This is a genomic window from Atopobium fossor DSM 15642, from assembly GCF_000483125.1.
In the GTDB taxonomy this organism is placed as follows: Bacteria; Actinomycetota; Coriobacteriia; order Coriobacteriales; family Atopobiaceae; genus Atopobium; species Atopobium fossor.
In genome coordinates, this window is the sequence record NZ_AXXR01000003.1 from 164346 (window position 1) to 185189 (window position 20844).

18 protein-coding genes and 1 tRNA gene are annotated in these 20844 nt (G+C 46.6%); 13 read left to right on the plus strand and 6 right to left on the minus strand.

Annotated elements, in window-relative coordinates:
• Nucleotides 1–60: 60 nt before the first annotated feature.
• A complete protein-coding gene (locus G469_RS0100770; protein ID WP_028263421.1) occupies nt 61–1089 on the minus strand; it encodes a 3-deoxy-7-phosphoheptulonate synthase in 1029 nt (342 codons plus the stop codon).
• A gap of 151 nt (nt 1090–1240) precedes the next feature.
• Between G469_RS0100770 and galE the strand changes: the two genes are divergently transcribed.
• The 9 genes from galE to gltA all read left to right on the plus strand — a co-directional run bounded on the left by galE (nt 1241) and on the right by gltA (nt 9944).
• On the plus strand, nt 1241–2296 hold the full coding sequence (gene galE, locus G469_RS0100775) for a UDP-glucose 4-epimerase GalE (RefSeq protein WP_028263422.1): 1056 nt from the start codon (nt 1241–1243) through the stop codon (nt 2294–2296).
• 9 nt (nt 2297–2305) lie between these two features.
• Nucleotides 2306–3394: a polyprenyl synthetase family protein gene (locus G469_RS0100780; RefSeq protein WP_051353673.1), complete on the plus strand. Its 1089-nt coding sequence runs from the start codon at nt 2306–2308 to the stop codon at nt 3392–3394.
• Between the two features lie 111 nt (nt 3395–3505).
• Nucleotides 3506–4417: a peptidoglycan-binding domain-containing protein gene (locus G469_RS0100785; protein WP_028263424.1), complete on the plus strand. Its 912-nt coding sequence runs from the start codon at nt 3506–3508 to the stop codon at nt 4415–4417.
• A gap of 45 nt (nt 4418–4462) precedes the next feature.
• Nucleotides 4463–4537, plus strand: a tRNA-Gln gene (locus G469_RS0100790).
• Between the two features lie 43 nt (nt 4538–4580).
• On the plus strand, nt 4581–5990 hold the full coding sequence (gene glmU / locus G469_RS0100795; RefSeq protein WP_028263425.1) for a bifunctional UDP-N-acetylglucosamine diphosphorylase/glucosamine-1-phosphate N-acetyltransferase GlmU: 1410 nt from the start codon (nt 4581–4583) through the stop codon (nt 5988–5990).
• Entirely contained in the window at nt 5990–6985 is a 996-nt protein-coding gene (locus G469_RS0100800; RefSeq protein ID WP_028263426.1) for a ribose-phosphate diphosphokinase, read from the plus strand. The genes glmU and G469_RS0100800 overlap by 1 nt, the downstream gene beginning before the upstream one ends.
• Before the next feature lie 6 nt (nt 6986–6991).
• Complete coding sequence (gene pth, locus G469_RS07915) at nt 6992–7561, plus strand: aminoacyl-tRNA hydrolase (protein ID WP_035425207.1); 570 nt, start codon at nt 6992–6994, stop codon at nt 7559–7561.
• 155 nt (nt 7562–7716) lie between these two features.
• Nucleotides 7717–8559: a sulfide/dihydroorotate dehydrogenase-like FAD/NAD-binding protein gene (locus G469_RS0100810; protein WP_028263427.1), complete on the plus strand. Its 843-nt coding sequence runs from the start codon at nt 7717–7719 to the stop codon at nt 8557–8559.
• Nucleotides 8547–9944 carry an NADPH-dependent glutamate synthase gene (gene gltA, locus G469_RS0100815; RefSeq protein WP_028263428.1) on the plus strand — a complete coding sequence of 466 codons (1398 nt, stop codon included), beginning with the start codon at nt 8547–8549 and terminating at the stop codon, nt 9942–9944. Before G469_RS0100810 ends, gltA begins: the two co-directional genes overlap by 13 nt.
• Nucleotides 9945–10208: 264 nt before the next feature.
• Here the strand turns inward: gltA and G469_RS0100820 are convergent, their stop codons facing one another.
• Nucleotides 10209–12884 carry a coiled-coil domain-containing protein gene (locus tag G469_RS0100820; RefSeq protein ID WP_028263429.1) on the minus strand — a complete coding sequence of 892 codons (2676 nt, stop codon included), beginning with the start codon at nt 12882–12884 and terminating at the stop codon, nt 10209–10211.
• Between the two features lie 303 nt (nt 12885–13187).
• On the opposite strand from G469_RS0100820, the gene G469_RS0100825 reads away from it, so the two are divergent.
• Nucleotides 13188–14669 (plus strand): DUF1846 domain-containing protein, encoded by a 1482-nt coding sequence (locus G469_RS0100825; RefSeq protein ID WP_028263430.1) that lies wholly within the window; start codon nt 13188–13190, stop codon nt 14667–14669.
• A gap of 40 nt (nt 14670–14709) precedes the next feature.
• On the opposite strand, the gene G469_RS0100830 is transcribed toward G469_RS0100825, so the two are convergent.
• Entirely contained in the window at nt 14710–15981 is a 1272-nt protein-coding gene (locus G469_RS0100830; RefSeq protein WP_028263431.1) for an ATP-binding protein, read from the minus strand.
• Between the two features lie 309 nt (nt 15982–16290).
• Here G469_RS0100830 and G469_RS0100835 point away from each other — a divergent pair, with 309 nt between their 5' ends.
• A complete protein-coding gene (locus tag G469_RS0100835; protein ID WP_028263432.1) occupies nt 16291–16620 on the plus strand; it encodes a PadR family transcriptional regulator in 330 nt (109 codons plus the stop codon).
• A gap of 47 nt (nt 16621–16667) precedes the next feature.
• Nucleotides 16668–17501, plus strand: coding sequence for a DUF1700 domain-containing protein (locus tag G469_RS0100840; protein WP_028263433.1), 834 nt, complete (start codon nt 16668–16670; stop codon nt 17499–17501).
• Between the two features lie 52 nt (nt 17502–17553).
• Here G469_RS0100840 and G469_RS0100845 read toward each other — a convergent pair whose 3' ends face one another.
• The 3 genes from G469_RS0100845 to G469_RS0100855 form a co-directional block, all read right to left on the minus strand.
• Nucleotides 17554–17829, minus strand: coding sequence for a hypothetical protein (locus G469_RS0100845; RefSeq protein WP_156908386.1), 276 nt, complete (start codon nt 17827–17829; stop codon nt 17554–17556).
• Nucleotides 17830–18020: 191 nt separating this feature from the next.
• Nucleotides 18021–18404, minus strand: a complete 384-nt coding sequence (locus tag G469_RS0100850) for a hypothetical protein (protein WP_028263435.1) — start codon at nt 18402–18404, stop codon at nt 18021–18023.
• 26 nt (nt 18405–18430) lie between these two features.
• Nucleotides 18431–19612 carry an iron-containing alcohol dehydrogenase gene (locus G469_RS0100855; RefSeq protein ID WP_028263436.1) on the minus strand — a complete coding sequence of 394 codons (1182 nt, stop codon included), beginning with the start codon at nt 19610–19612 and terminating at the stop codon, nt 18431–18433.
• Nucleotides 19613–19765: 153 nt separating this feature from the next.
• Between G469_RS0100855 and G469_RS0100860 the strand changes: the two genes are divergently transcribed.
• Nucleotides 19766–20806, plus strand: coding sequence for an asparaginase (locus G469_RS0100860; protein ID WP_028263437.1), 1041 nt, complete (start codon nt 19766–19768; stop codon nt 20804–20806).
• Nucleotides 20807–20844 lie beyond the last annotated feature (38 nt).

The following is a 20844-nucleotide window of genomic DNA, read 5'->3' on the forward strand; positions in this document are numbered from 1 at the left end:
GCCTCAACATCTAAGCTGCTAAGCATTTGCCAACATGTTAATGCATGCTACACAAAGCAATTAGATACGATCTGCTATCGAGAAAATCAAGCGTTCAGACTTATCCCAGCCCAAGCAAGCATCAGTGATGGACTTGCCATACACACCACCATTAACGGGCTGATTGCCATCCTCCAAATAACTTTCCACCATAAAGCCGCGGAACAAACCAGATACTTTGCTTGAGCGATCCATACTATCCAGCACCTCGTTGCAAATACGCACCTGCTCTAAAGGCCGCTTGCCCGAGTTGTCATGATTACAGTCAATAATTACCGCAGGATTTGCATAAAGATCTGTCGTGTAAGCCTCTGCCAAACGCTCCAGATGCTCATAGTGATAATTGGCATGTGTACGACCATCGGACCCCACATAGCCACGCAAAATTGCATGGGCTAAATCATTGCCAGTAGTCCTTACTTCCCAATTACGATAAATAAATGTTTGCGACTGTTGAGCTGCATAAATAGAGTTCAGCATGACATCCAAACTACCACCCGTAGGATTTTTCATCCCTACAGGACCTGGAATGCCACTGGCAACCAAGCGATGCTCCTGATTTTCCACCGAGCGCGCACCTACAGCATTATAGGCAAGCAAATCCTTTAAAAACTGGTAGTTAGACGGGTAGAGCATTTCATCTGCGGTATACATACCCGTCTCTTCAATTATGCGCAAATGCATATGACGAATAGCCTTTACACCAACCAACAGGTCATCTCCTGCCTGCGGGTTTGGATTGTGTAGCAAGCCTTTGTAACCAGTACCTTTGGTACGAGGCTTATTGGTATAAACGCGCGGAATAATAATGAGTTTCTCGGCAACTTGCTCGGCAACTGCAGCAAGACGCACCATATAGTCCAGCACCGTATCCTCACGATCAGCCGAACATGGACCAATAATAAGCAGCTTACGTGTATCTGTACCACGCAATACACGAGCAATCGCCTCATCAAACGCCACTTTGCGCTGCGTAGCGTCTGCCGATAAAGGCATCTGCTCGCGAATTTCTTGTGGGATAGGCAGCTTGCGCATGAAGTCAAACGCCATAACGTACCTCGCTATCTCATGTATGTAATGGAAGCATGTTAGCACCTTGACCCATCCACGCACATGCAATTCATGTAGCTCGCTTATACTTGCAAAGAAACGTTAACAGTTTGCGGCGGTTCAAACGACCTCCGCAATGTTTGGAGGAAACATGGATACTGCAGCTACCACTCAAGAGCAATGTGTACTCGTCACCGGTGGCGCTGGTTTTATTGGCAGTCACACCGTGGTTGAGCTGCTTAAAGATGGCTATAGCGTTGTAATCGTGGATGATCTGTCCAATGCAAGTGAGAAAGTGTTGGATCGCATTGACACCATTGTGGGTGAAGAAGCAGCCAAAAACCTTTCTTTCTATCGCGCAGATGTGTGTGACAAAGAAGCTCTTGCATACATTTTTGACAACAACACCATCACATCTGTCATTCATTTTGCTGGCTACAAGGCTGTTGGTGAATCAGTAGCCAAGCCCATTGAGTACTACACAAACAACCTTGCCTCTACACTTACGCTGGTAGATGTCATGCGTGAGCATGGCTGCAAGTCCATTATCTTCTCGAGCTCTGCTACGGTATACGGAGATCCCGATGTTCTACCTCTAACCGAAGCCAGCCCCAAGAAAAATGCTACCAACCCTTATGGTTGGACCAAATGGATGATTGAACAAATCCTCACCGACCTACACAGCTCTGATCCCGAGTGGAACGTTGTATTACTGCGTTATTTCAATCCCATTGGCGCGCATCCTTCTGGACTTATGGGTGAAGATCCCAAGGGCATTCCCAACAACCTAGTACCTTATGTAGCACAGGTAGCTGTAGGTAAGCGCGACGCCATTCACGTATATGGCAATGACTACGACACTCATGATGGCACGGGCGTACGTGACTACATCCATGTATGTGACCTGGCAAGTGGCCATGCAGCAGCCCTTAAGTGGATGGACGGCCGCAGCGGCGTAGAGATTTTTAACCTAGGCACCGGTAAGGGCAGCTCTGTTTTGGATGTCATCACGTCCTTCTCGGCAGCTTGTGGTAAGGAACTGCCCTATGTTATGGAACCTCGCCGCGCTGGAGACGTTACTGCCAACTATGCCAACTGCATCAAGGCCAAAGAGCTTATGGGCTGGGAAGCACAGTTTAACTTAGATGATATGTGCCGCGACTCTTGGAATTGGCAGTCCAACAATCCCAACGGCTACGAAGGCTAAGGCTCATTCATGACCGATGTTTCACAGAGCGCTTCACTTATCCCCACCTCCGATGGTGGAGCTGCATTTACGCAATTCCTCGCGACCAAGCGCACGCAAATAGATACCTATGTGCAGTCCACAACCCCCCGGATTTCTCTTGGCGAGAAACCCGGGGTTCCCGCACATGATCTGGATAGTTTTTTGTATACACCCCTGCAAACTTTTACTGCGTGGGGAGGTAAGCGCACACGCCCTGCTCTTTGTTTGCTGGGTGCCGCAGCAGTAGGTGGAAACGAAAAAGATGCCCTGGATATCGCCGCAGCTATCGAGGATTTTCAAAGTGCAGCGCTTATCCACGATGATATTGCAGACCAAAGTGAACTACGTCGTGGCAAGCCCTGCGTTCATCAAACACAGGGCGTTGGTATTGCCATTACTATTGGAGACCTTGCTCTGGTAAATGTAGTTGCACGAATGATACGCGCTACACACCTATCTGATGCAACAAAGGTGCAACTCGTTGAACTTCTCTGCCAGATGGAAGAACGCACTCTTGAGGGACAAGCGCTTGACCTTGGTTGGGCGCGCGATGATCGTTGGGATATTTCTCAGGACGACTATCTGTATATGGCATCGCATAAAACAGCTTACTATTCCGCAGCAACTCCGCTGGTAGCCGGTGCTTTATGTACAGGCGATGCCACAGACAGACAACTTGAAGCGCTCCATGACTTTGGCATGAAAACAGGTCTTGCTTTTCAGTTGCAAGATGACCTACTCAATTTGGTTGGAGATGCCACTGCTCAAGGTAAAGACTGGCGCAGCGATATTACAGAAGGAAAACGCACACTTTGTGTAGTGCACGCCCTTTCTGAGCTTAATTCACAAAACTGCAGTGAACTCATTGAAATTCTGAGCAGTAATACCTCTGACCCTAAGCAGCTTGCACATGCTGTGGAGCTTATGGAACAGGCTGGGAGTATTACCCATGTACAAAACTATGCACAAACACTGGTAGACGATGCAAAAACCGTACTGACCAAAACTCAACTAGCACCAGAGGCACTCACTATTTTGTATTCCATGGCGGACTTTTTTATTGAACGTCTGGGCTAGCCGCTTTGAAACGGCTTTTGTCGGGTACACTTGGCAATGCTTGAATATTGCACGCCCAGATGTGCTGCGGATAATTCAAATGCAACGAAGCATTACGTTTTAGGAGGATAGATGGATCCCATTCGTGAAGGCATGAGCGGAGCTGCCGTGGAAGATATCCAGGAACGCCTGGTTAATCTTGGCTACAGCATCGATGATGCCGAGCGCAGTAATGCAACGTTTGGCAGCTCCACTGCCACAGCAGTAACACGTTTTCGTTTGGACCATGAGCTTTCACTCTCCAGTGAGGTGGATGCTGCATGCTGGGCAGAGCTAGTAGATGAAAGCTGGGAGTTTGGTGAGCGGACCTTGTATTTACGCCTCCCCAATTTTCATGGTCGCGATATTAAAATTTTGCAAGAACGCCTCAATGTACTAGGTTTTTCCTGTGGTAAGCCTGATAGCTACTACGGTGTTCATACAGAGGCAGCCGTCAAACAATTCCAAGAAAATATTGGTCTTTTGGCTGATGGTATGGCTTTTTCGGACACCTTTGATGCTATAAACCGTCTGCATCATGTATGGAGTGGCAAGCCCGCGGCTGGACCTCATCCTCAAATGGGTATGGGCTTTGCACGTGCAGCATCAGTTCTAGAACATGCTCACCTAGCTTTTAGCGCTGCGGACCCCATCTCGCGCAATGTTGCTGGTCGTCTGTGGAATTTAGCTCAAGCAACCGTAACCGATGCAGATATTGAACTTATCGATTCAGTGGACGAGAATACCCCTCTTACCAAAACAGTATTTTTGCTCTCGCCCAGTTCGCTTCCCTACAACACCAACATTCCCAACGTTGAAGTAGACGACTTAGAAACACTTCCGCGCCGCATCCGCACTGCATGCGAAAGCTCTCGTTCTTCTCATCCTTTGGTGCGTCTTGAGTTGCCTATTGGTGCAGAATATGACGGAACGTTCTCTGCTTCTGATGCACAAACGTTGGCAGTTATGTTACTTGATGCAATTTGCGAAGCATTTTCTAATTAGTAGTAGCAAAAACCACTACTTGTCGTATACACTAGTAAAGCGCACTGGGGCATCGTCCAATGGTTAAGACACGGGTTTTTGGTGCCTGTAATGGGGGTTCGACTCCCTCTGCCCCAGCCAGTCGCTTTTTGACGGCTTAATCTTTTTTCTTGGAGGCATACTAATGCCACTCACCGCGATAGTCCTCGCAGCTGGCGAGGGTACGCGCATGAAGTCCCGTCATCCTAAAGTTATGCACAAATTACTTGACCGTCCTCTTGTTGGCTGGACGGTTGACTGCGCACGTCGTGCTGGTTGCAGCCGCATTATTGTGGTTGTAGGTCATGGCGCACAAGAAGTGCGCGACTATTTGAGCACCTTTGATGATGTGGAATTTGTCGAGCAACCCCAACAACTTGGCACCGGTCATGCCGTACGCTGTGTTTTTGACACTTTGTTTGCTGATGCACCCGTCAACACCATCAATGATCGATTTGTTGTGTTGTATGGAGATAGCCCTCTGATGCGTCCTCAAACCATTTCTTGGCTTACGGACAAATCCACTGCGCGCAATGACGCCTGCACCATTCTTACTATGACGCCTCCCAGCCCAACGGGATATGGTCGCATCGTGTTTGAAGGCGGTCAGGTTAAAGCCATTATCGAGCATAAAGATTGTACCCCTGCTCAGCAAGAAGAGCTGCGCGAATGCAACTCTGGTATGTATTGCTTTGAGGGTAGTTCCCTTGCACAGGGTATTGCCCAACTCTCCAATAACAATGCGCAGGGCGAGTACTATCTGACTGACATGATAGCCTGGCTCAACAAGCACGGCAGCAACGTTTCTGCCGTTCACTGTGAAGAATACACTGAGCTTTTGGGTGTAAATTCCCGCGTGCAACTTGCAAGCGCCAGCAAAATCATGCAACAGCGCATTAACCAACAGCATATGGAAAATGGCGTTACCATGCTGGATCCCACAAGCGTATGGATTGGTCCTGAGGTAACCATTGGCCAGGATACAGAGATTTTGCCCAACACCCTGCTCTTTGGTCACACCAGTGTTGGCACAAACTGCGTATTAGGTCCTAGCACTCGTCTTACCAATGCTACCGTAGGTAACAATTGCACAGTGGACGAGACCATCATAGTAGACTCATCCATAGACAATAACGTGAGCTGTGGTCCTCGTGCCTACTTACGTGGCGGTACACACTTCAAAGATGGTGCTAAGGCTGGCACACACGTTGAACTTAAAAATACTGTTGTTGGAGAAGGCTCCAAAGTTCCTCATCTGTCTTACCTGGGGGACACCACCATGGGCAGCGGCGTAAACATTGGTGGCGGCTCCATTACATGCAATTATGATGGCGTTCACAAAAATAAGACCACAATTGGCAACAACGCTTTTGTAGGCTCGGATACTATGATGGTAGCTCCCGTAACCATTGGAGAAGGCGCTGTTACGGGTGCAAGTTCTTGCATTTACGAGGATGTCCCCGCAGGAGCGCTTGGCATTGAGCGTTCCCGTCAGGTCATAAAGGAAGGCTTTGCAACCGCAAGGCAGCAGCGACTCGAGAAAGGCAACAAGTAATGTACGAAACTCTGTGCCAGCCCCTTAACGTGGAGAAACAAATTAGGCTCTACACTGGTACCGGCAATCCCCTGCTTGCCCAGCGCATTGCAAATGTTCTGCACCTTGAGCTGTCAGGTCTTAAGATCGAGAAGTTCGCCAATGGCGAAATTTACGCTCGCTTTGAAGAGACTGTTCGTGGCAGCGAAGTGTTTTTCGTACAGTCCATCGCAGGCACTAATGTAAATGATCTGCTTATGGAGACTCTTATTGTTGCTGATGCTGCACATCGCGCGTCTGCCAGCAACTTCACTGCTGTTATTCCTCACTATGGTTATGCACGCCAAGACCGTAAAGCCGCAAGTCGCGAGCCCATTACCGCTCGTCTTGTAGCAAACTTGCTTGAAGCTGCTGGTATTGACCGCGTAATTACTCTTGATTTGCACTCTGGTCAGATTCAGGGCTTCTTTGACATTCCCGTAACTCATCTTACTGCCCTCTATCAGTTTGGTGACTACTTTAAGACCAAGGGATTTGACCTGAACAACACCGTTATTGTGTCCCCTGACATGGGCCGCGCAAAGGTAGCCAAAAAACTATCCGATTATCTGGGTTGTGAGGTTGCCATTGCTCATAAGAGCCGCCCCAAGCACAACGCTGCAGAAGTCATGGGTATTATTGGCAACATAAAGGGCAAAACCTGCATCATTAATGATGACATGATTGATACTGCTGGTACGCTCTGTGGCTCCATTAGTAAGCTTAAAGAGATGGGTGCAGGCGACATCTATGTATGCGCAACCCATGGCATTTTCTCGGGCCCCGCTATTGAGCGCCTAGAAGCAGCGCCCATTGAGGAGTGCGTTGTAACCGATGCAATCCCTTGTGCCATTGCCAACACCGAGGGTTCCAAGATTAAGTCTATTTCAGTAGCACAAGAGCTTGCAGACGCTATCTATGCTGTATACGCCGACCAAACCGTTAGCGGCGTACACGGTGGTAACTCCGAGATGTAAGGCATTATGTCTACCTTACATGTAAAAGAAATCCGCATGATCTGCGGCTTAGGTAATCCTGAGCCGCAGTATGCGTTTACTCGTCATAACATTGGTTTTGCCGTAGTGAACGCCCTTGCCCAAGCATATAACGTCCGATACTGGAAGGATGAGGCTGGTGCTCAAGTTGCAGAAGTCGCCAGTACTCACCAACCCATTCTTCTTATTAAACCACAAAGTTACATGAATACAAGCGGTGGTCCCCTATCTAAAGTAGCACGTGCTCATAAGATAAAACCTACGGAAATTTTAGTTATCCACGATGAAGTAGATTTGCCAGAAGGCCAAAATCGCGTGAAGTTTGGTGGTGGTCTCAATGCGCACAACGGATTGCGTTCCGTTGCCGATAAGCTCGGGACTAAAGATTTTGCTCGCTTGCGCATGGGAATTGGACGTCCTCCTGGAAAAATGGATGTTGCCACCTACGTGCTGCGCGATCTTAAAAATACCGCACGTGAAGAATTTCTTTTTAATGCGCAAGTAGGTGCTGAGTTGTGCCAGCAATGTATTTCTAGCGGCATAAGCACACTACTCTAAAACTGATTACATATATTTACGTAACTTACGTAAATATATACTTTAGAGTAAAATATACGGAGCTGTGCATTTTTACATAGCTTCGGAAGGAAAATCGATAAACCCTTAGAGGAGGGTTTATCGCCGTATGGAGAAAGCGGAGAGGAGTACGGTTAATGTATAAGATCCTCGAAAAGACGCAGTTCTCTGAGAAGGTATTTAAGTTCCGCATCGAGGCACCCGAGATGGCTAAGCATGCTCATGCTGGTCAGTTCCTGATGGTTCGTGCAAACGAGGTGGGCGAACGTGTGCCCTTTACCTTCGCAGACTGGAATGCTCAAGAGGGCTGGGTTGAATTCATCTTTATGGTGATTGGCAAGACCACACGCCTTTTATCTAGCTACGAAGCTGGCGATGTTTTGCAAGACGTAACCGGACCTTTGGGTATGCCTACCGAGATGGGCAAAGGTCGCTATGCCGTTATTGGCGGTGGCGTTGGTTTGGCCATTGCTTATCCCGTAGCTCGTTCTTTGGCAGCTGCTGGTAATGAAGTTCATGCAATCATGGGTGCACGTACCAAGGGACTTCTCTTGCTTGAAGACCAATTCCGTGAGATTTTAGATGATGAGCATGTTCACATCACCACAGATGATGGTTCTTACGGCGAGCAGGGTGTTGTAACCGCTCCTTTGGAGCGCCTACTGCAGGCTGGTGCAATTGATCAGGTATTCTGCGTTGGCCCTGTTCCTATGATGAAATTCTCTACTCTCACCGCTCAGAAGTACAACACTCCTATTACCGCTTCCCTTAATCCCATTATGGTTGACGGCACCGGTATGTGCGGTTGCTGCCGTGTAGAAATTGGTGGCGAAACCAAGTTTGCCTGCGTTGATGGTCCCGATTTTGATGCAACCAAGGTTAACTGGGACGACTTGCGCATGCGTCAGGCATCCTACCTCACCGAGGAAGGTCAATCACTCAAGGCTTATGAGGAGGCGACTTGCGCATGCCACAGGTAAATGGAAGGTATGTGCCTAATGCTAAGGCACCCCGTGTTCCCGATAATGAAGAACCCGCAGCCGAGCGCGCAACAGATTTCCGTCCCGTTGATAAAGGCTATACCCCCGAGATGGCAATTGCTGAGGCAAATCGCTGCTTGAACTGCAAAAAGCCTTTATGCGTAGACGGCTGCCCTGTAAATATTCAGATCCCTCGCTTTATCGAGAAGATCCGTGAGGAAGACTTTGGCGGCGCTCTGGACGTTATCCGCGAAGACTCCATGCTTCCCGCAATCTGCGGTCGCGTATGCCCTCAGGAAAGCCAATGTGAGGGCAAGTGCATCCTTGGTCGCAAGGGTGATCCTGTTGCCATTGGCCAGCTAGAGCGCTTTGTTGGGGACCAGCCTGAGCTTGCTTCCGAGCCCAGCGTTGCTCCCTCTAATGGCAAAAAGGTTGCTGTCGTAGGCTCTGGTCCTTCTGGCATTACCTGCGCAGGCGAACTTGCTCGTAATGGCTTTGATGTCACTGTTTATGAGGCATTCTTTACCGGCGGTGGCGTACTTGTATACGGTATTCCTGAATTCCGTCTACCTAAGGCTGTTGTAAAGCGCGAGATTGATGCTCTGGCAGAGTTGGGCGTTAAATTTGAGTACAACGCCGTAGTAGGTCGTATTACAGACGCTTCCGAGTTGTTCGAGAAGGGCTTTGATGCCATTTACGTTGCAACAGGCGCTGGTCTTCCCAAGTTCCTTAACGTTCCTGGTGAAAACCTGCCTAACGTATTCTTTGCCAATGAATACCTCACTCGCGTTAACCTGATGAAGGCCAACAACTTCCCCGAGTATGACACGCCTACCAAGCATGGCAAGAACGTTGTTGTATTTGGTGGCGGCAACGTGGCTATGGATGCCGTCCGTACCGCTAAGCGTTTAGGTGCAGAGCATGCAATCATTGCCTATCGTCGTACCGAGGAAGAGATGCCTGCACGTAAGGCAGAACTTCATCATGCAAAAGCCGAGGGCGTAGAGGTTATGCCTTTGGTTTCTCCTCTAGAGTTTGTTGCTGGCGAGGATGGCGCAGTAGCTGCTGTTCGCGTGCAAAAGATGGAGCTTGGCGAGCCTGATGCAGATGGTCGTCGTCGCCCAGTGCCTATTGAGGGCGCTATTGAGGAAATTCCTTGCGACGTAGCCATCTCTGCCATTGGTACCAACGCCAACCCCTTTGCTCCCATGATTGGCGATATGAAGCTTAATAAGTGGGGTTATATCGAGGCTGACGAAGACGGTCAAACTTCCGATAAACGCATCTGGGCTGGTGGCGACATCGTAACTGGTGCCGCAACCGTCATTTTAGCAATGGGTGCAGGCAAGACTGCTGCTGCTGCCATTACCAAAGCGTTTGCGTAAGAGCTACGATATATAACACATCTATAAGAGAGGCTTGAAGATTAACCAAGCCTCTCTTTTTATTTTCCTAAAGGATTACCGTTCACCGTAAATAAACAAATATGTGAAGTATACTTTTAGAAATACATACCCAGACAAATTTTCTTAACAAAAAACTGCCTGGTCGCTGAAGTATGGCTCACAGGCAGTTCTTTTTTTGCTGAAGTTATCTTGTTCTCAAAACAGCTCGCTTATCCAACAGGACAATGCTGTTTCTCTACCAACTTATCGGTGCAGGTGACGAGGGGCATATTTCGCAGTTTTTTTAAGCCCCACTGCTGCAAGTGCCATCATACCAAGTGTTACACACGCAGAAATCGGATAGGAAGCATCACCTGTTTTTGGTAATGCAGCAACATGCTGAGCTGTATGTAAAACCGTTGCTCGGCCTACATTAGTTGTCTTACTATCTTCATGCTTATCCAATTGATATGCCTGAGCAGAAGCATGCTGTTTTTTCAGAAGCATAACCTGGGCATCTGCCGCCATACGTTCTACCATTGCATGCTTATAAGCGGTCTGTGCCTCATTATATGCCTGTTGACGAGCTAAGAGCTGTTTTTGAGCTTGTAAAAGAGCTGCTTGGGAAGCCTTAAGTGTATCAATATAAGCGTTAAGGTTCGTAAAGTCTGCATCGGTTATCTGCGGCGTATCTATGCCGCGGTATACAATCTTTTGAGCACGCACAGCACGATCTTTAGCTTGGTTAAGCTGACTGATTGCTTTGTTCAAACGCTGCGGAGCAGCAAGTACTTCTTGCTTTGCTGTGCTTAGCTGTGCCTGTGCCTGTGCAACAGCCTTTTGCGCTTGTGCAAGCTGCTGTTTTGCTGCATTAAGTACTGCGGTTGCTTTGGTGTATTGTTCACGCACCTGCTCATACGATGCTTCTTCACGCAAGACAGCGGCTGCACTGGTATCTAGATTCTGTTTAGCCTGAGAAGCCTCATTGGTGCGCTTGAGAACATCAGCTTGTGTTGTTGCCACATTTTTTTGTGCTTGTGCTACGGTAGCCTGCGCAGAGCTATATGTGCGTTGCAATTCTGGAAGTTGAGCACGAGTTTGAGCAAGCTTCTCTTCCTGCTGGCGTATCGCATCCTTTGCATCCTGAACGGATGCACGAGCAGCAGCAAGCAATCCTTGTGTATGGGCTTCAATAGCCTGGCGCGCAGCTGTCAGTTCTTGATTACGCTGTTGTACCAAATTCTGTGCAGCCGCCAACTGTTGTGCCAACTGCTGAGAATTATGCTCAAGTCCCTGGACAGCATCATGGCGCTTTTGCGCAAGGTCAGCTACATATGCCTCAAACCTTTTCTTGTATTCTGCAAGGGGCATATGGTTAGTTTTGTCTGCTTTATCTTGCTTCCAAAAACCCAGACCATAGACACCATATCCATCAATAAAACCATTTTTGGAATAGGATCCTCCCATAACGGTATATTTGGGATCCACCACATCAAGATAGTGTCCTACATCAACCCACTCCAAGCCTTGCTGCATAAGCTCTTTCATATGGGCGTATGTCCAAGCAAACAATTCCTTATCGTTAAGTGTGCTCTCTTTACCTTCAATAATCTTGTATTTTTCGGTAATCCTATCTCTTTCAAACCTGTACCACCACCACAATGCCGCTTGAGGACCTGGTGCAGTAGAAAGAACCTCGGTAATACCACCTTTCTCGGCATGCTTGAGAGTCTTTTGTACACTTGACCAATTGGTATTAACCATCGAGCGCGCCATAACTTCATCAGAAACTTCAAGCTCTGGTACGCCCGCCCTATTTTTGCGCATATCGTTGAGCTTCTCCATAAGAGAAATTGTTAGACGGATATGCTCGCCATCGGTAGCATCCCTCTTGCTCCCTCTGTGAGTAAAGGAGGCATAATCTGCTTTCTCAAAATATTCAATAGCTTTTTTTGAACCATTCCATGCAAAGAAACCCCATGCATCACCATAAGGATGTTCGGGATTATCACGTTCTTGTATGGCCGCAGCAAGATCTGCCTCGTTGCTCTTTTGGAGTTCCTGGATACGTTGAACCTCTTTACGCGCTGCATTAAGTAGCACCTCTTTTGAAGCAGCTTGCTCCTTAAGCTGTGTTTCGGTGTTCTCGGCCGCACGAAGGCGCTCTTCTGCCTGCTCTTGCATATTTTGAAGAAGTGCACTTTGATTATTAGCGTTATCGAGCAAATCTTGTGCTGTCTGCAACGTTTTGCGTGCATCATCCTGTTTGCTTTGAGCTACAGAAAGTTCCTGCTGAGCCGCAGAGGCTTTTTTCTGAGCTTCTGTAAGCTGAGCTGCGGAAGTATCTGCTTTCTGCTGAGCTTCTTCTTTGCTGCGAGCAGCTTCTTGCACACGCTGCTGTGCCCGTGAGACATCTTTCTCAGTTGGAGCTTGCTTATGGGTAGTCTCCGCTTGTGAATACGCATGGGCAGCTTCACGTTCCGCTTGTTGAGCGACATCTACTTGCTTTTGCGCATCCTGAACTTGCTGAGCGCTTTTATCAACAGCTGAACGCTCATGCTCTACCAGCGCTTGTGCATTGCGTTCGGCCGTTTGCGCATCACGCTTTGCTGCATCAAAAGCATCTGCAGCTTGATGCTTTTGTGCTACATGCTGAGCTTGAGCATTTTGTACCGCTTGCTGTGCCTCATCGCGCTGAGCCTGAGCTTTTTGCTGACGAGTATATGCATCTTTTTCTGCTGCCGCTGCCTGAGTGGCCTGTTTTTGAGCTTCAGAAATATTTGTAGCTGTAGTAACTTCTTGACTCTTGGGAACTTCATGCGTGGGAGTCGTTGGCTGATGTACGCCCTCAATAGCTAACGCAGGCGTAGCTATTACACCAGAAGCCACAACAACACTTGTGGCGAGAGCACCTGTAATGAGTGCCTCAGTTTTACTCATGTACCTCTCCTTGAAAAATAAAAATCAACAAGCTTTTCGCTCAATTTTCAATATCGCACAATAGTAACAAAGTTAGATTATTTTTAACTATAAGTAAAATTCAAAATCATAAAAACTATGTATAAGCTGGCACTTCAATTATCGTCAGACTCATAAGTCTTCTTTATTAAGTCGTCAGATTTTTTGGATGAGATTGCATTGCGAGCACATATTACCCAAGTGAGTGTGAGAAACTTTTTACCGTATGTGAACGTGGCTGATGCCATAAAAAGTCTGAGAGGACTTGCTATATCGGAGGCAGTTATGCAGCTTGGTTTTGATAATGACAAATATCTATCCATGCAGGCAGAACGCATTAGGGACCGCATCGCACATTTTGGCGGCAAACTGTATTTGGAGTTTGGCGGCAAACTGTTTGATGATTACCATGCTTCTCGCGTGTTACCTGGTTTTGCTCCTGATTCTAAAGCGCGTATGCTAGCAACCTTGGCTAATGAAGCAGAGGTCTTGTTTGCCATTAACGCCAACGATATTGAGCACGGTAAACGCCGCAGCGATATTGGCATTAGCTATGCAGAAGATGTTTTGCGCCTCATGGATGTATTTCGCTCCATGGGTTTGGCTATTGGCGGTGTAGTTATTACACAGTGGTCTGGCCAGCAAAAGGCAGAGCAGTACAAAGTTATGCTGGAAAATATGGACATTGCCGTTTACAAGCACTATCCCATTCCCGAATACCCAGCCAACGTAGATCTTATCGCCAGCGATGAAGGCTTTGGTAAGGATGAGTTTGCCAAGACCACACATCCCCTCGTAGTTGTTACGGCTCCTGGTCCTGGCTCTGGCAAACTTGCTGTATGTCTTTCTCAGCTGTACAACGAGCATAAACACGGCATCAATGCAGGATATGCCAAGTTTGAGACTTTCCCTGTTTGGAACTTGCCTTTGGCACACCCCGTCAACGTTGCTTATGAGGCTGCCACGCTTGATTTGGGCGACAATAATATTATTGACCCCTTCCATCTGGAGGCTCATGGCGAGGTAACCGTTAATTACAATCGCGATGTAGAAACCTTCCCCGTGCTTAAAACCATTATGGAGCGCATTTTGGGAACCTGTCCCTATGCCTCTCCCACGGACATGGGTGTAAACATGGTGGGTTACTGCATTAGTAATGATGAAGTGTGCCGCACTGCCGCAAAGAACGAGATTGTACGCCGTTACTTCCATTGTGCCGAGAAAATCGAGCGTACAGGCGTGGGTACCTCTCAGCTAGATAAAGCTCGTCTGCTTATGAAGGAAGTTGGCGTGGACGAGAACTTCTCGCCTGCTCACAGAGCTGCTTTAGAAAAAGCTGCCGAGACAAACGCTCCTGCTGGAGCTATGGTCTTACCAGATGGCACCGTCGTAACAGGTAAAACATCCTCTTTATTGGGTGCTGCTTCCTCATTGTTGCTCAATGCCCTCAAACGCGTAGCAGATGTTGATAAGGACACCTATGTGGTGAGCAACGAAGCACTTGCCCCCATTGGTCGCTTAAAGACCGAACATCTGCACAGTCATAATCCTCGCCTGCATTCGGATGAGACTCTGATTGCACTTTCTATTAGTTCTGCCACCAATTCGGAGGCCAAGCGCGTGATTGAAGCTACCAGTAAGCTTTACGGCTGTGACGCGTACTTCTCTGTAATCATTTCTGCAACAGATGAGCGTGTATATCGACAGCTAGGTATTAACGTTTGCTGCGAGCCTCATTTTGAGAGCGGTGCGTACTACCACAAGTAAGCTGCTTTGCACCTTGCGCTGTGAGGCTGGTACACAAAGCTTATGGAGCAAGGGTAGCCAAAGGAGCAACAATAACCCCATCTTCTCGTCTGTAAGCATATGGTGTACCCGTAAGCACCATAAGGAAGGAAGCTTTTTTCATACGGGAGGTGTCAATTCTTTCTTGCAACGTAAGTAAATTGGATGCACCTTCATCAATATGCTCTTGTGAGAAAAGCTTCACTTCCACCAAACCATATCGCCCATCACGTAGATGAACAACGGCATCTGATTCTAGACCAGACTTATCTCGATAGTGATACACCTCGCCATTAAGACGTTGAGCATATATACGTAAATCTCTTACACATAGCGTTTCAAAAAAGAATCCAAATGTTTTTAAATCATTCATTAAATCATTTGGTCCGAGACCCAATGCTGCCGCTGCAATAGAGGGGTCTGTAAAATGTCGCGTATTTGAGGTACGTATTGCTGTTTTTGATCTAATGTTTGGATTCCAAGCACAAAGATCCTCTGTTACAAACAGCTTGTTAAGGACTGAAAGATATGAAGCGATGGTATTTTCACTAATTGAATCTTCTTCATTGGCAACAATATCAGATTTTATTGTCGAGTAATTTGCCTGTGTACCAAGGTTACGAGCATATGATTTTAAAATTCGATTCATGCGACCTGAATCTCTGGAAATACCATCGACTTTGGAATAATCACTTTGCAATAAGCTCTCTACATAATCGATTGCCTGCTGCAATGCCACATTCTTTTTTTGCCCCACTGACATTGGCCATCCACCCCGACAAGTGAGAAAGGCCAAATCTTCCAAGCTTTTATCCGAAGTGCCTCGCACTTCTCCTAATCCATCAAAGAGTTTTTTTAGGGATACTTCCCCGCTAGAGTCACCAGACTCAAAAAGAGACATTGTATGCATTGTCATGCAAGAAATACGCCCTGTGCCGCTATGGGTTATCTCATCTGAGCTAGGTGGAGTAACCGAACCAGTAAGTAAAAACTGACCAAACTCCCCACGCTTATCTACCTCAAAACGAATTGCATCCCAAATAAAAGGAATGATCTGCCACTCATCAATAAGTTTAGGAGTCTTACCTGCTAAAAAACGAGAAGCGTCAGCCTTGGCAAGCATCATATTTTGCTCACGCATTGAGGGATTTTGCATGTAAACCGCACTTTTGGCTAACTGTTCGGCAGTAGTAGACTTACCGCACCATTTTGGGCCTTGAACCAGTACTGCACCACGAGCCTCAAGCCTAGATTTTAAAACCTCATCTGCAATACGTGGCATGTACTTTTTCATACATCCTCCTTTTATGTTTATGCAGCTAATCATATCATAATGTATGTTGTTGTGGAGTTTGGCACTGTTTTGTTGTGGAGTTTGGCACTGTTTTGTTGTGGATTTTGGCACTGTTTTGTTGTGGAGTTTGGCACTGTTTTGTTATGGAGTTTGGCACTGTTTTGTTATGGAGTTTGGCACTCAAACTAAAAATGCCATTTATTTTCTCGTCTTTTTTGTTGTAAGCATAATACTATGTGATATATAGTATTATGCAATAAATAGTACTAAGATCATGCAAGAACACACATGCATAGGAGGGAGGTATCTATGGACTCGCAAATGAAAAGAGGTTTTATCGAGGCCTGCATTCTTGCAGCTGTCTGTGATAAAGAATCCTATGGCTATGCGATTATTAAAGATATACCTAGCGCTCTTGAGCTGACCGAATCAACCCTTTATCCCGTCCTCAAGCGTTTAGAACAAGCACAGCTTGTTGCTTCTCGTTCAGCTGAGCATAATGGTCGTTTGCGAAAATATTTTCATGCAACCCCCGAGGGAAAATTGCGTCTTAAGCAATTTACGCAAGAACGTCAGCAAGCCATAGAACTTTATAACTACGTTGAGAATAGATTGCATCAAAACAATTCGGACGTTTAAAAGACACTTCTACACAGACATTTTGCCTTACGACAAAGGAAAACACCATGGATAAGAATGCATATATGCAAGCATTACGCGATCATCTGAGTTCACTTCCAGAGGAAGAAATTAAACGCGCACTTTCTTTTTATGAAGAAGCCATACAAGATCGTCTTGAAGCTGGTATGCAAGAATCCGATGCGATAGCGGAATTGGAGAAACCCAAGCAAGCGGCACAACGTATTATTTCTGAGCTACCAGCAGTATCTCGATTTGCAGCAAAACTAAAAAGTACACAAATTCCAACCGCAACGCTCATCGGCCTTCTCATCTTGACAATTCTCGGTTCGCCTCTTTGGGTTGCAATTCTTTTTGCTATAGCTGCTCTGTTTGTTGCTGCACTTGTTGTTCTTTTTTCAGCACTGCTAGTCATTTGGGTTTTTACGGGCCTTTTTATATGCGCAATTATACCTGGCACAATTGTTACTTATAATGCCATAATTACTGGAGGTATTTCGGCAGCACTATTAGCACTTGGAATTAGCCTTGTCATATCGGGTGCAGGCCTCTATTTCTCACATGTAACAATTGCACTATCACGCCTTATTATTCAGGCGCTCTCATGGCTTATCTGTAAGGGTGCCTCGCTTTTTATAAACCCCTCTGCTCCTGTTGCTTGGAATCATGGAATTGCACACCCTCTTTGGAAGGTAGTTCATCTTATTGCAGGTTCTATGATTGCTGTTGGTATAGCAACTGCACTTTTAGCATGGACTACCGTAGGGTTTAGTACAACACGTATGAACAAGCAATTCAGAGATATTAGCAGCGCAACTGACGGTCATGTTCGAATAGAGCTGTTTGAAAACACCCAAGGGCCTACCATTTTGTTTTCATAATTAGTCAGGCAGATATTCCCTCAACGCATATGTTATTGCAGATGTCTTTTCTTTAGATAAAAAGATGGACTAACCCGACTAAGGCAAAGATGCCAGTAAAAACTATGCATACAACATTAACGATGGTTTCGACCCTCGTTAATGTTTCTCTTTCTTTTTTAAGTTGCACTACACTCATGATGGTTGCCATCATTCCTGCTAAGAATTGAAATAAAGACACATTGACATGAAAATAAAACGCAGAGACCGCATATCCAATAACGCAAGCAGCAAAAAGAATATTTAAAGCCTTGGTAGCAACTTTTTTAGCGCAGACTTCCATCATCAAGCACTTCCTTTACTAGCTTGACTTCCACCTTTCGATGAATTAAATCTTTCTTACTTTATAACATAATTATCTTTACCTATACATAGACTCATAATCTAAAGCACAGGCATCACCCGAGTAACAAAAAAGAACTGATTCCGAAGTACTATCGAAATCAGTTCCTTGGGTTTAAGCTGTACTAATATTTGGTTTTATCGGTCAACTTCCTTAGCAAGCTTATTACATAGCATGATGCAGATAAGAGCACTTACGGCAAGAACAAAGCCCATTATCATAAAAGGAATTTTTTGACCTAGGATACTTCCACCAAGCGCCGCAAAAATCACAATGATGGAAAGCACGAGTACCATACCTAAATTATTGCGCTGACCAACTGCTTGAGCAGGAACATTTGCTGCCATAGCACTGTTGTATCCGTAATAGACACTCAGGGCACCTAACACCAAGCTTGCAGCAGTACCAGCAGGAGCACTCAGGTGAATAAAACCTCCTACCAGCCCAAATATAACAGTCATTAAACCAAAACCCAGCAGTGTAAGACAAGAAATCTTAAACTGCCTTTGCAAACTAGACATGCATGTCTCCTTACCTGCACATGACCTTACAATGCCATGCGATAAATTGCCAAAAAGTCCTGCTCGTATAAGAGTTTTGCCGAGCCCTTAGATCCACCATTTACTTTAGCGCACTGGCGCGCCATTTCGTGCAACTGTTTATTAGTTGGTGTTATCCCCAACTCTTTCATAGTAATTGGCATACCAATACGGTGGAAATAATCCTCCAAAGCGCAAATACCAGCAAGCGCAATGTCTTCCTCAGACAGCGTTGTATCTGAAATACGCATAACATTATGCGCAAAGCGCACAAAGCGGCTCAAACAATCCTTATATACATAACGTGCCCAGCTTCCCCAAATAGCTGCTAGTCCAGCACCATGTGCAACATCAAACATGCCACTCATTTGGTGTTCTAGGTTATGAGAAACAAAGTCTCCACCATCTCCACCACAGCCAGTCAGGCCATTGTGAGACAAAGAGCTTGCCCACATGAGTTCGGCACGCGCATCGTAGTTAGTAGGATCAGACGTAACGATAAGACCAGCATCCAATACTGTGCGCATAAGAGCCTCTGCAAGACTATCCGTAAGCTCCATGGTGGAACCACTTGTAAAGTAGCGCTCCATAGTGTGCATAAGAATATCTGTAGTACCACATGCCGTCTGGTATTCGGGCAATGTGTAGAGCAACTCGGGATTCATAATGGCAAAGATAGGCCTTGCAAAATTAGTGTTGCAACTACGCTTATCTCCACAAGAATCATCTGTGATAACAGAGCTGTTAGACATCTCCGATCCCGCTGCGCTTATCGTCAAGACGACACCAATGGGAAGACAGGCCGTAGGCTTGCGTGTACGCAAATAAAAATCCCATACGTCACCTTTGTTGGCAACACCGTATCCAATTGCTTTAGCAGAATCTATGACAGAACCACCGCCCAAAGCAACAATAAAGTCTACCTTGTTGGTACATGCCAACTCGATACCCTTACGTACCAAAGATAGATGTGGATTAGGCACCACACCACCCAACTCAACATACTCAATGCCGGCTACAGAAAGACTTTGTTTGGCACGATCCAACACACCCGTACGTTTAACACTTCCCGAACCATAGTGCAGCAGTACCTTATGAGCACCAGCAGCAACCACAAGCTCACCGAGCTTCTCTTCAGAATGACGGCCAAACACCACGTGTGTAGGTGCATAATACTCAAAATCGTTCATGAAGCCTCCCCGCCCCTGTGCACAATATGCAGATTACCTGCTTCTATTATCCTCTACGGGATAGTCTTACCACTAGCCAAACGCTTATATAATTTTGCGCATATTTGTCCTAGTATTAGCATGTCCATGCACCCCACGAGCAAGGCTTCCACTATGTCAGATGCAGCTATGCCAAACCTCAAAACCATTTTGATGATTGCCACTGGCGGAACCATTGCTTCCACCGGTCAGGTTGGTCAGCTTACACCCACGCTTTCTGGTCGTGAGCTTGTACAAGAAGTCCCCTTGCTTGAAGGACTGTGCAACTTGGACTACGTTCAGCCCATGAACATAGACAGCACCAATATGCGTCCTCGTAATTGGCTAGAAATTGCAGCGCTTATCGAGAAAAACTACGATTCGTACGATGGTTTTGTAATACTCCACGGCACCGACACCATGGCCTACACTGCCGCCGCACTGTCTTACCTCATCCAAGGCTCACCTAAGCCCATTGTCCTTACAGGCTCACAGCAACCCATGGGTAATCCCTTTACCGATGCTAAGCTCAATATGTATCAATCTTTGCTATACGCTTGCGATGATGCCTCACGTGATGTATCTATTGTCTTTAGCGGACAAGTCATTTGCGGTACCCGTGCGCACAAACAGCGCACTATGAGCTTTAACGCCTTTACCAGTATGAATTTCCCAGCAATAGCCGTTATTCGCAACAACAAAATTATCCGCACATCTACCCACACCGCTGTCGAGAAACCCTGTAAGCTCACCGCAGCCCCTCGTTTTTATCACCAGCTTGACGAGAAAGCCATTGTGCTTAAACTCACGCCCGAGCTCAATCCATCCATCTTTGAGCTGCTTAAACGGGACTACAATGCCATCATTCTGGAAACTTTTGGTATAGGCGGCATCCCCGAGCATGCAGATGCTTCCTACAAGAAGGCAATTTTTGACTGGGTAGACTCTGGTCGCACCCTGGTCATTACCACACAGGTAGATGAAGAAGGTCTCGACCTTGGCGTGTATGAGGTGAGCCACGCCTATGCCAATCATCCTGGTATTTTACGTGATGCAGACATGTCCACTGAAGCTTTAGTAGCCAAAACTATGTGGGTATTAGGCCAAACACATGACCCCCAAGAGCGCGCAGAGCTATTTTATGCGCCCATTAATCACGATCGCATGGACCTGTAGCAACCTCTTGTTTGTATGTTCATTAGGCGAAAAACCCC

Excerpts from the sequence above, each read along its gene's own strand:
- G469_RS0100770 (WP_028263421.1), bottom strand. The coding sequence starts at position 1,089 with ATGGCGTTTGACTTCATGCGCAAGCTGCCTATCCCACAAGAAATTCGC.
- galE (WP_028263422.1), top strand. The coding sequence starts at position 1,241 with ATGGATACTGCAGCTACCACTCAAGAGCAATGTGTACTCGTCACCGGT.
- G469_RS0100780 (WP_051353673.1), top strand. The coding sequence starts at position 2,306 with ATGACCGATGTTTCACAGAGCGCTTCACTTATCCCCACCTCCGATGGT.
- G469_RS0100785 (WP_028263424.1), top strand. The coding sequence starts at position 3,506 with ATGGATCCCATTCGTGAAGGCATGAGCGGAGCTGCCGTGGAAGATATC.
- glmU (WP_028263425.1), top strand. The coding sequence starts at position 4,581 with ATGCCACTCACCGCGATAGTCCTCGCAGCTGGCGAGGGTACGCGCATG.
- G469_RS0100800 (WP_028263426.1), top strand. The coding sequence starts at position 5,990 with ATGTACGAAACTCTGTGCCAGCCCCTTAACGTGGAGAAACAAATTAGG.
- pth (WP_035425207.1), top strand. The coding sequence starts at position 6,992 with ATGTCTACCTTACATGTAAAAGAAATCCGCATGATCTGCGGCTTAGGT.
- G469_RS0100810 (WP_028263427.1), top strand. The coding sequence starts at position 7,717 with ATGTATAAGATCCTCGAAAAGACGCAGTTCTCTGAGAAGGTATTTAAG.
- gltA (WP_028263428.1), top strand. The coding sequence starts at position 8,547 with ATGCCACAGGTAAATGGAAGGTATGTGCCTAATGCTAAGGCACCCCGT.
- G469_RS0100820 (WP_028263429.1), bottom strand. The coding sequence starts at position 12,884 with ATGAGTAAAACTGAGGCACTCATTACAGGTGCTCTCGCCACAAGTGTT.
- G469_RS0100825 (WP_028263430.1), top strand. The coding sequence starts at position 13,188 with ATGCAGCTTGGTTTTGATAATGACAAATATCTATCCATGCAGGCAGAA.
- G469_RS0100830 (WP_028263431.1), bottom strand. The coding sequence starts at position 15,981 with ATGAAAAAGTACATGCCACGTATTGCAGATGAGGTTTTAAAATCTAGG.
- G469_RS0100835 (WP_028263432.1), top strand. The coding sequence starts at position 16,291 with ATGGACTCGCAAATGAAAAGAGGTTTTATCGAGGCCTGCATTCTTGCA.
- G469_RS0100840 (WP_028263433.1), top strand. The coding sequence starts at position 16,668 with ATGGATAAGAATGCATATATGCAAGCATTACGCGATCATCTGAGTTCA.
- G469_RS0100850 (WP_028263435.1), bottom strand. The coding sequence starts at position 18,404 with ATGTCTAGTTTGCAAAGGCAGTTTAAGATTTCTTGTCTTACACTGCTG.
- G469_RS0100855 (WP_028263436.1), bottom strand. The coding sequence starts at position 19,612 with ATGAACGATTTTGAGTATTATGCACCTACACACGTGGTGTTTGGCCGT.
- G469_RS0100860 (WP_028263437.1), top strand. The coding sequence starts at position 19,766 with ATGTCAGATGCAGCTATGCCAAACCTCAAAACCATTTTGATGATTGCC.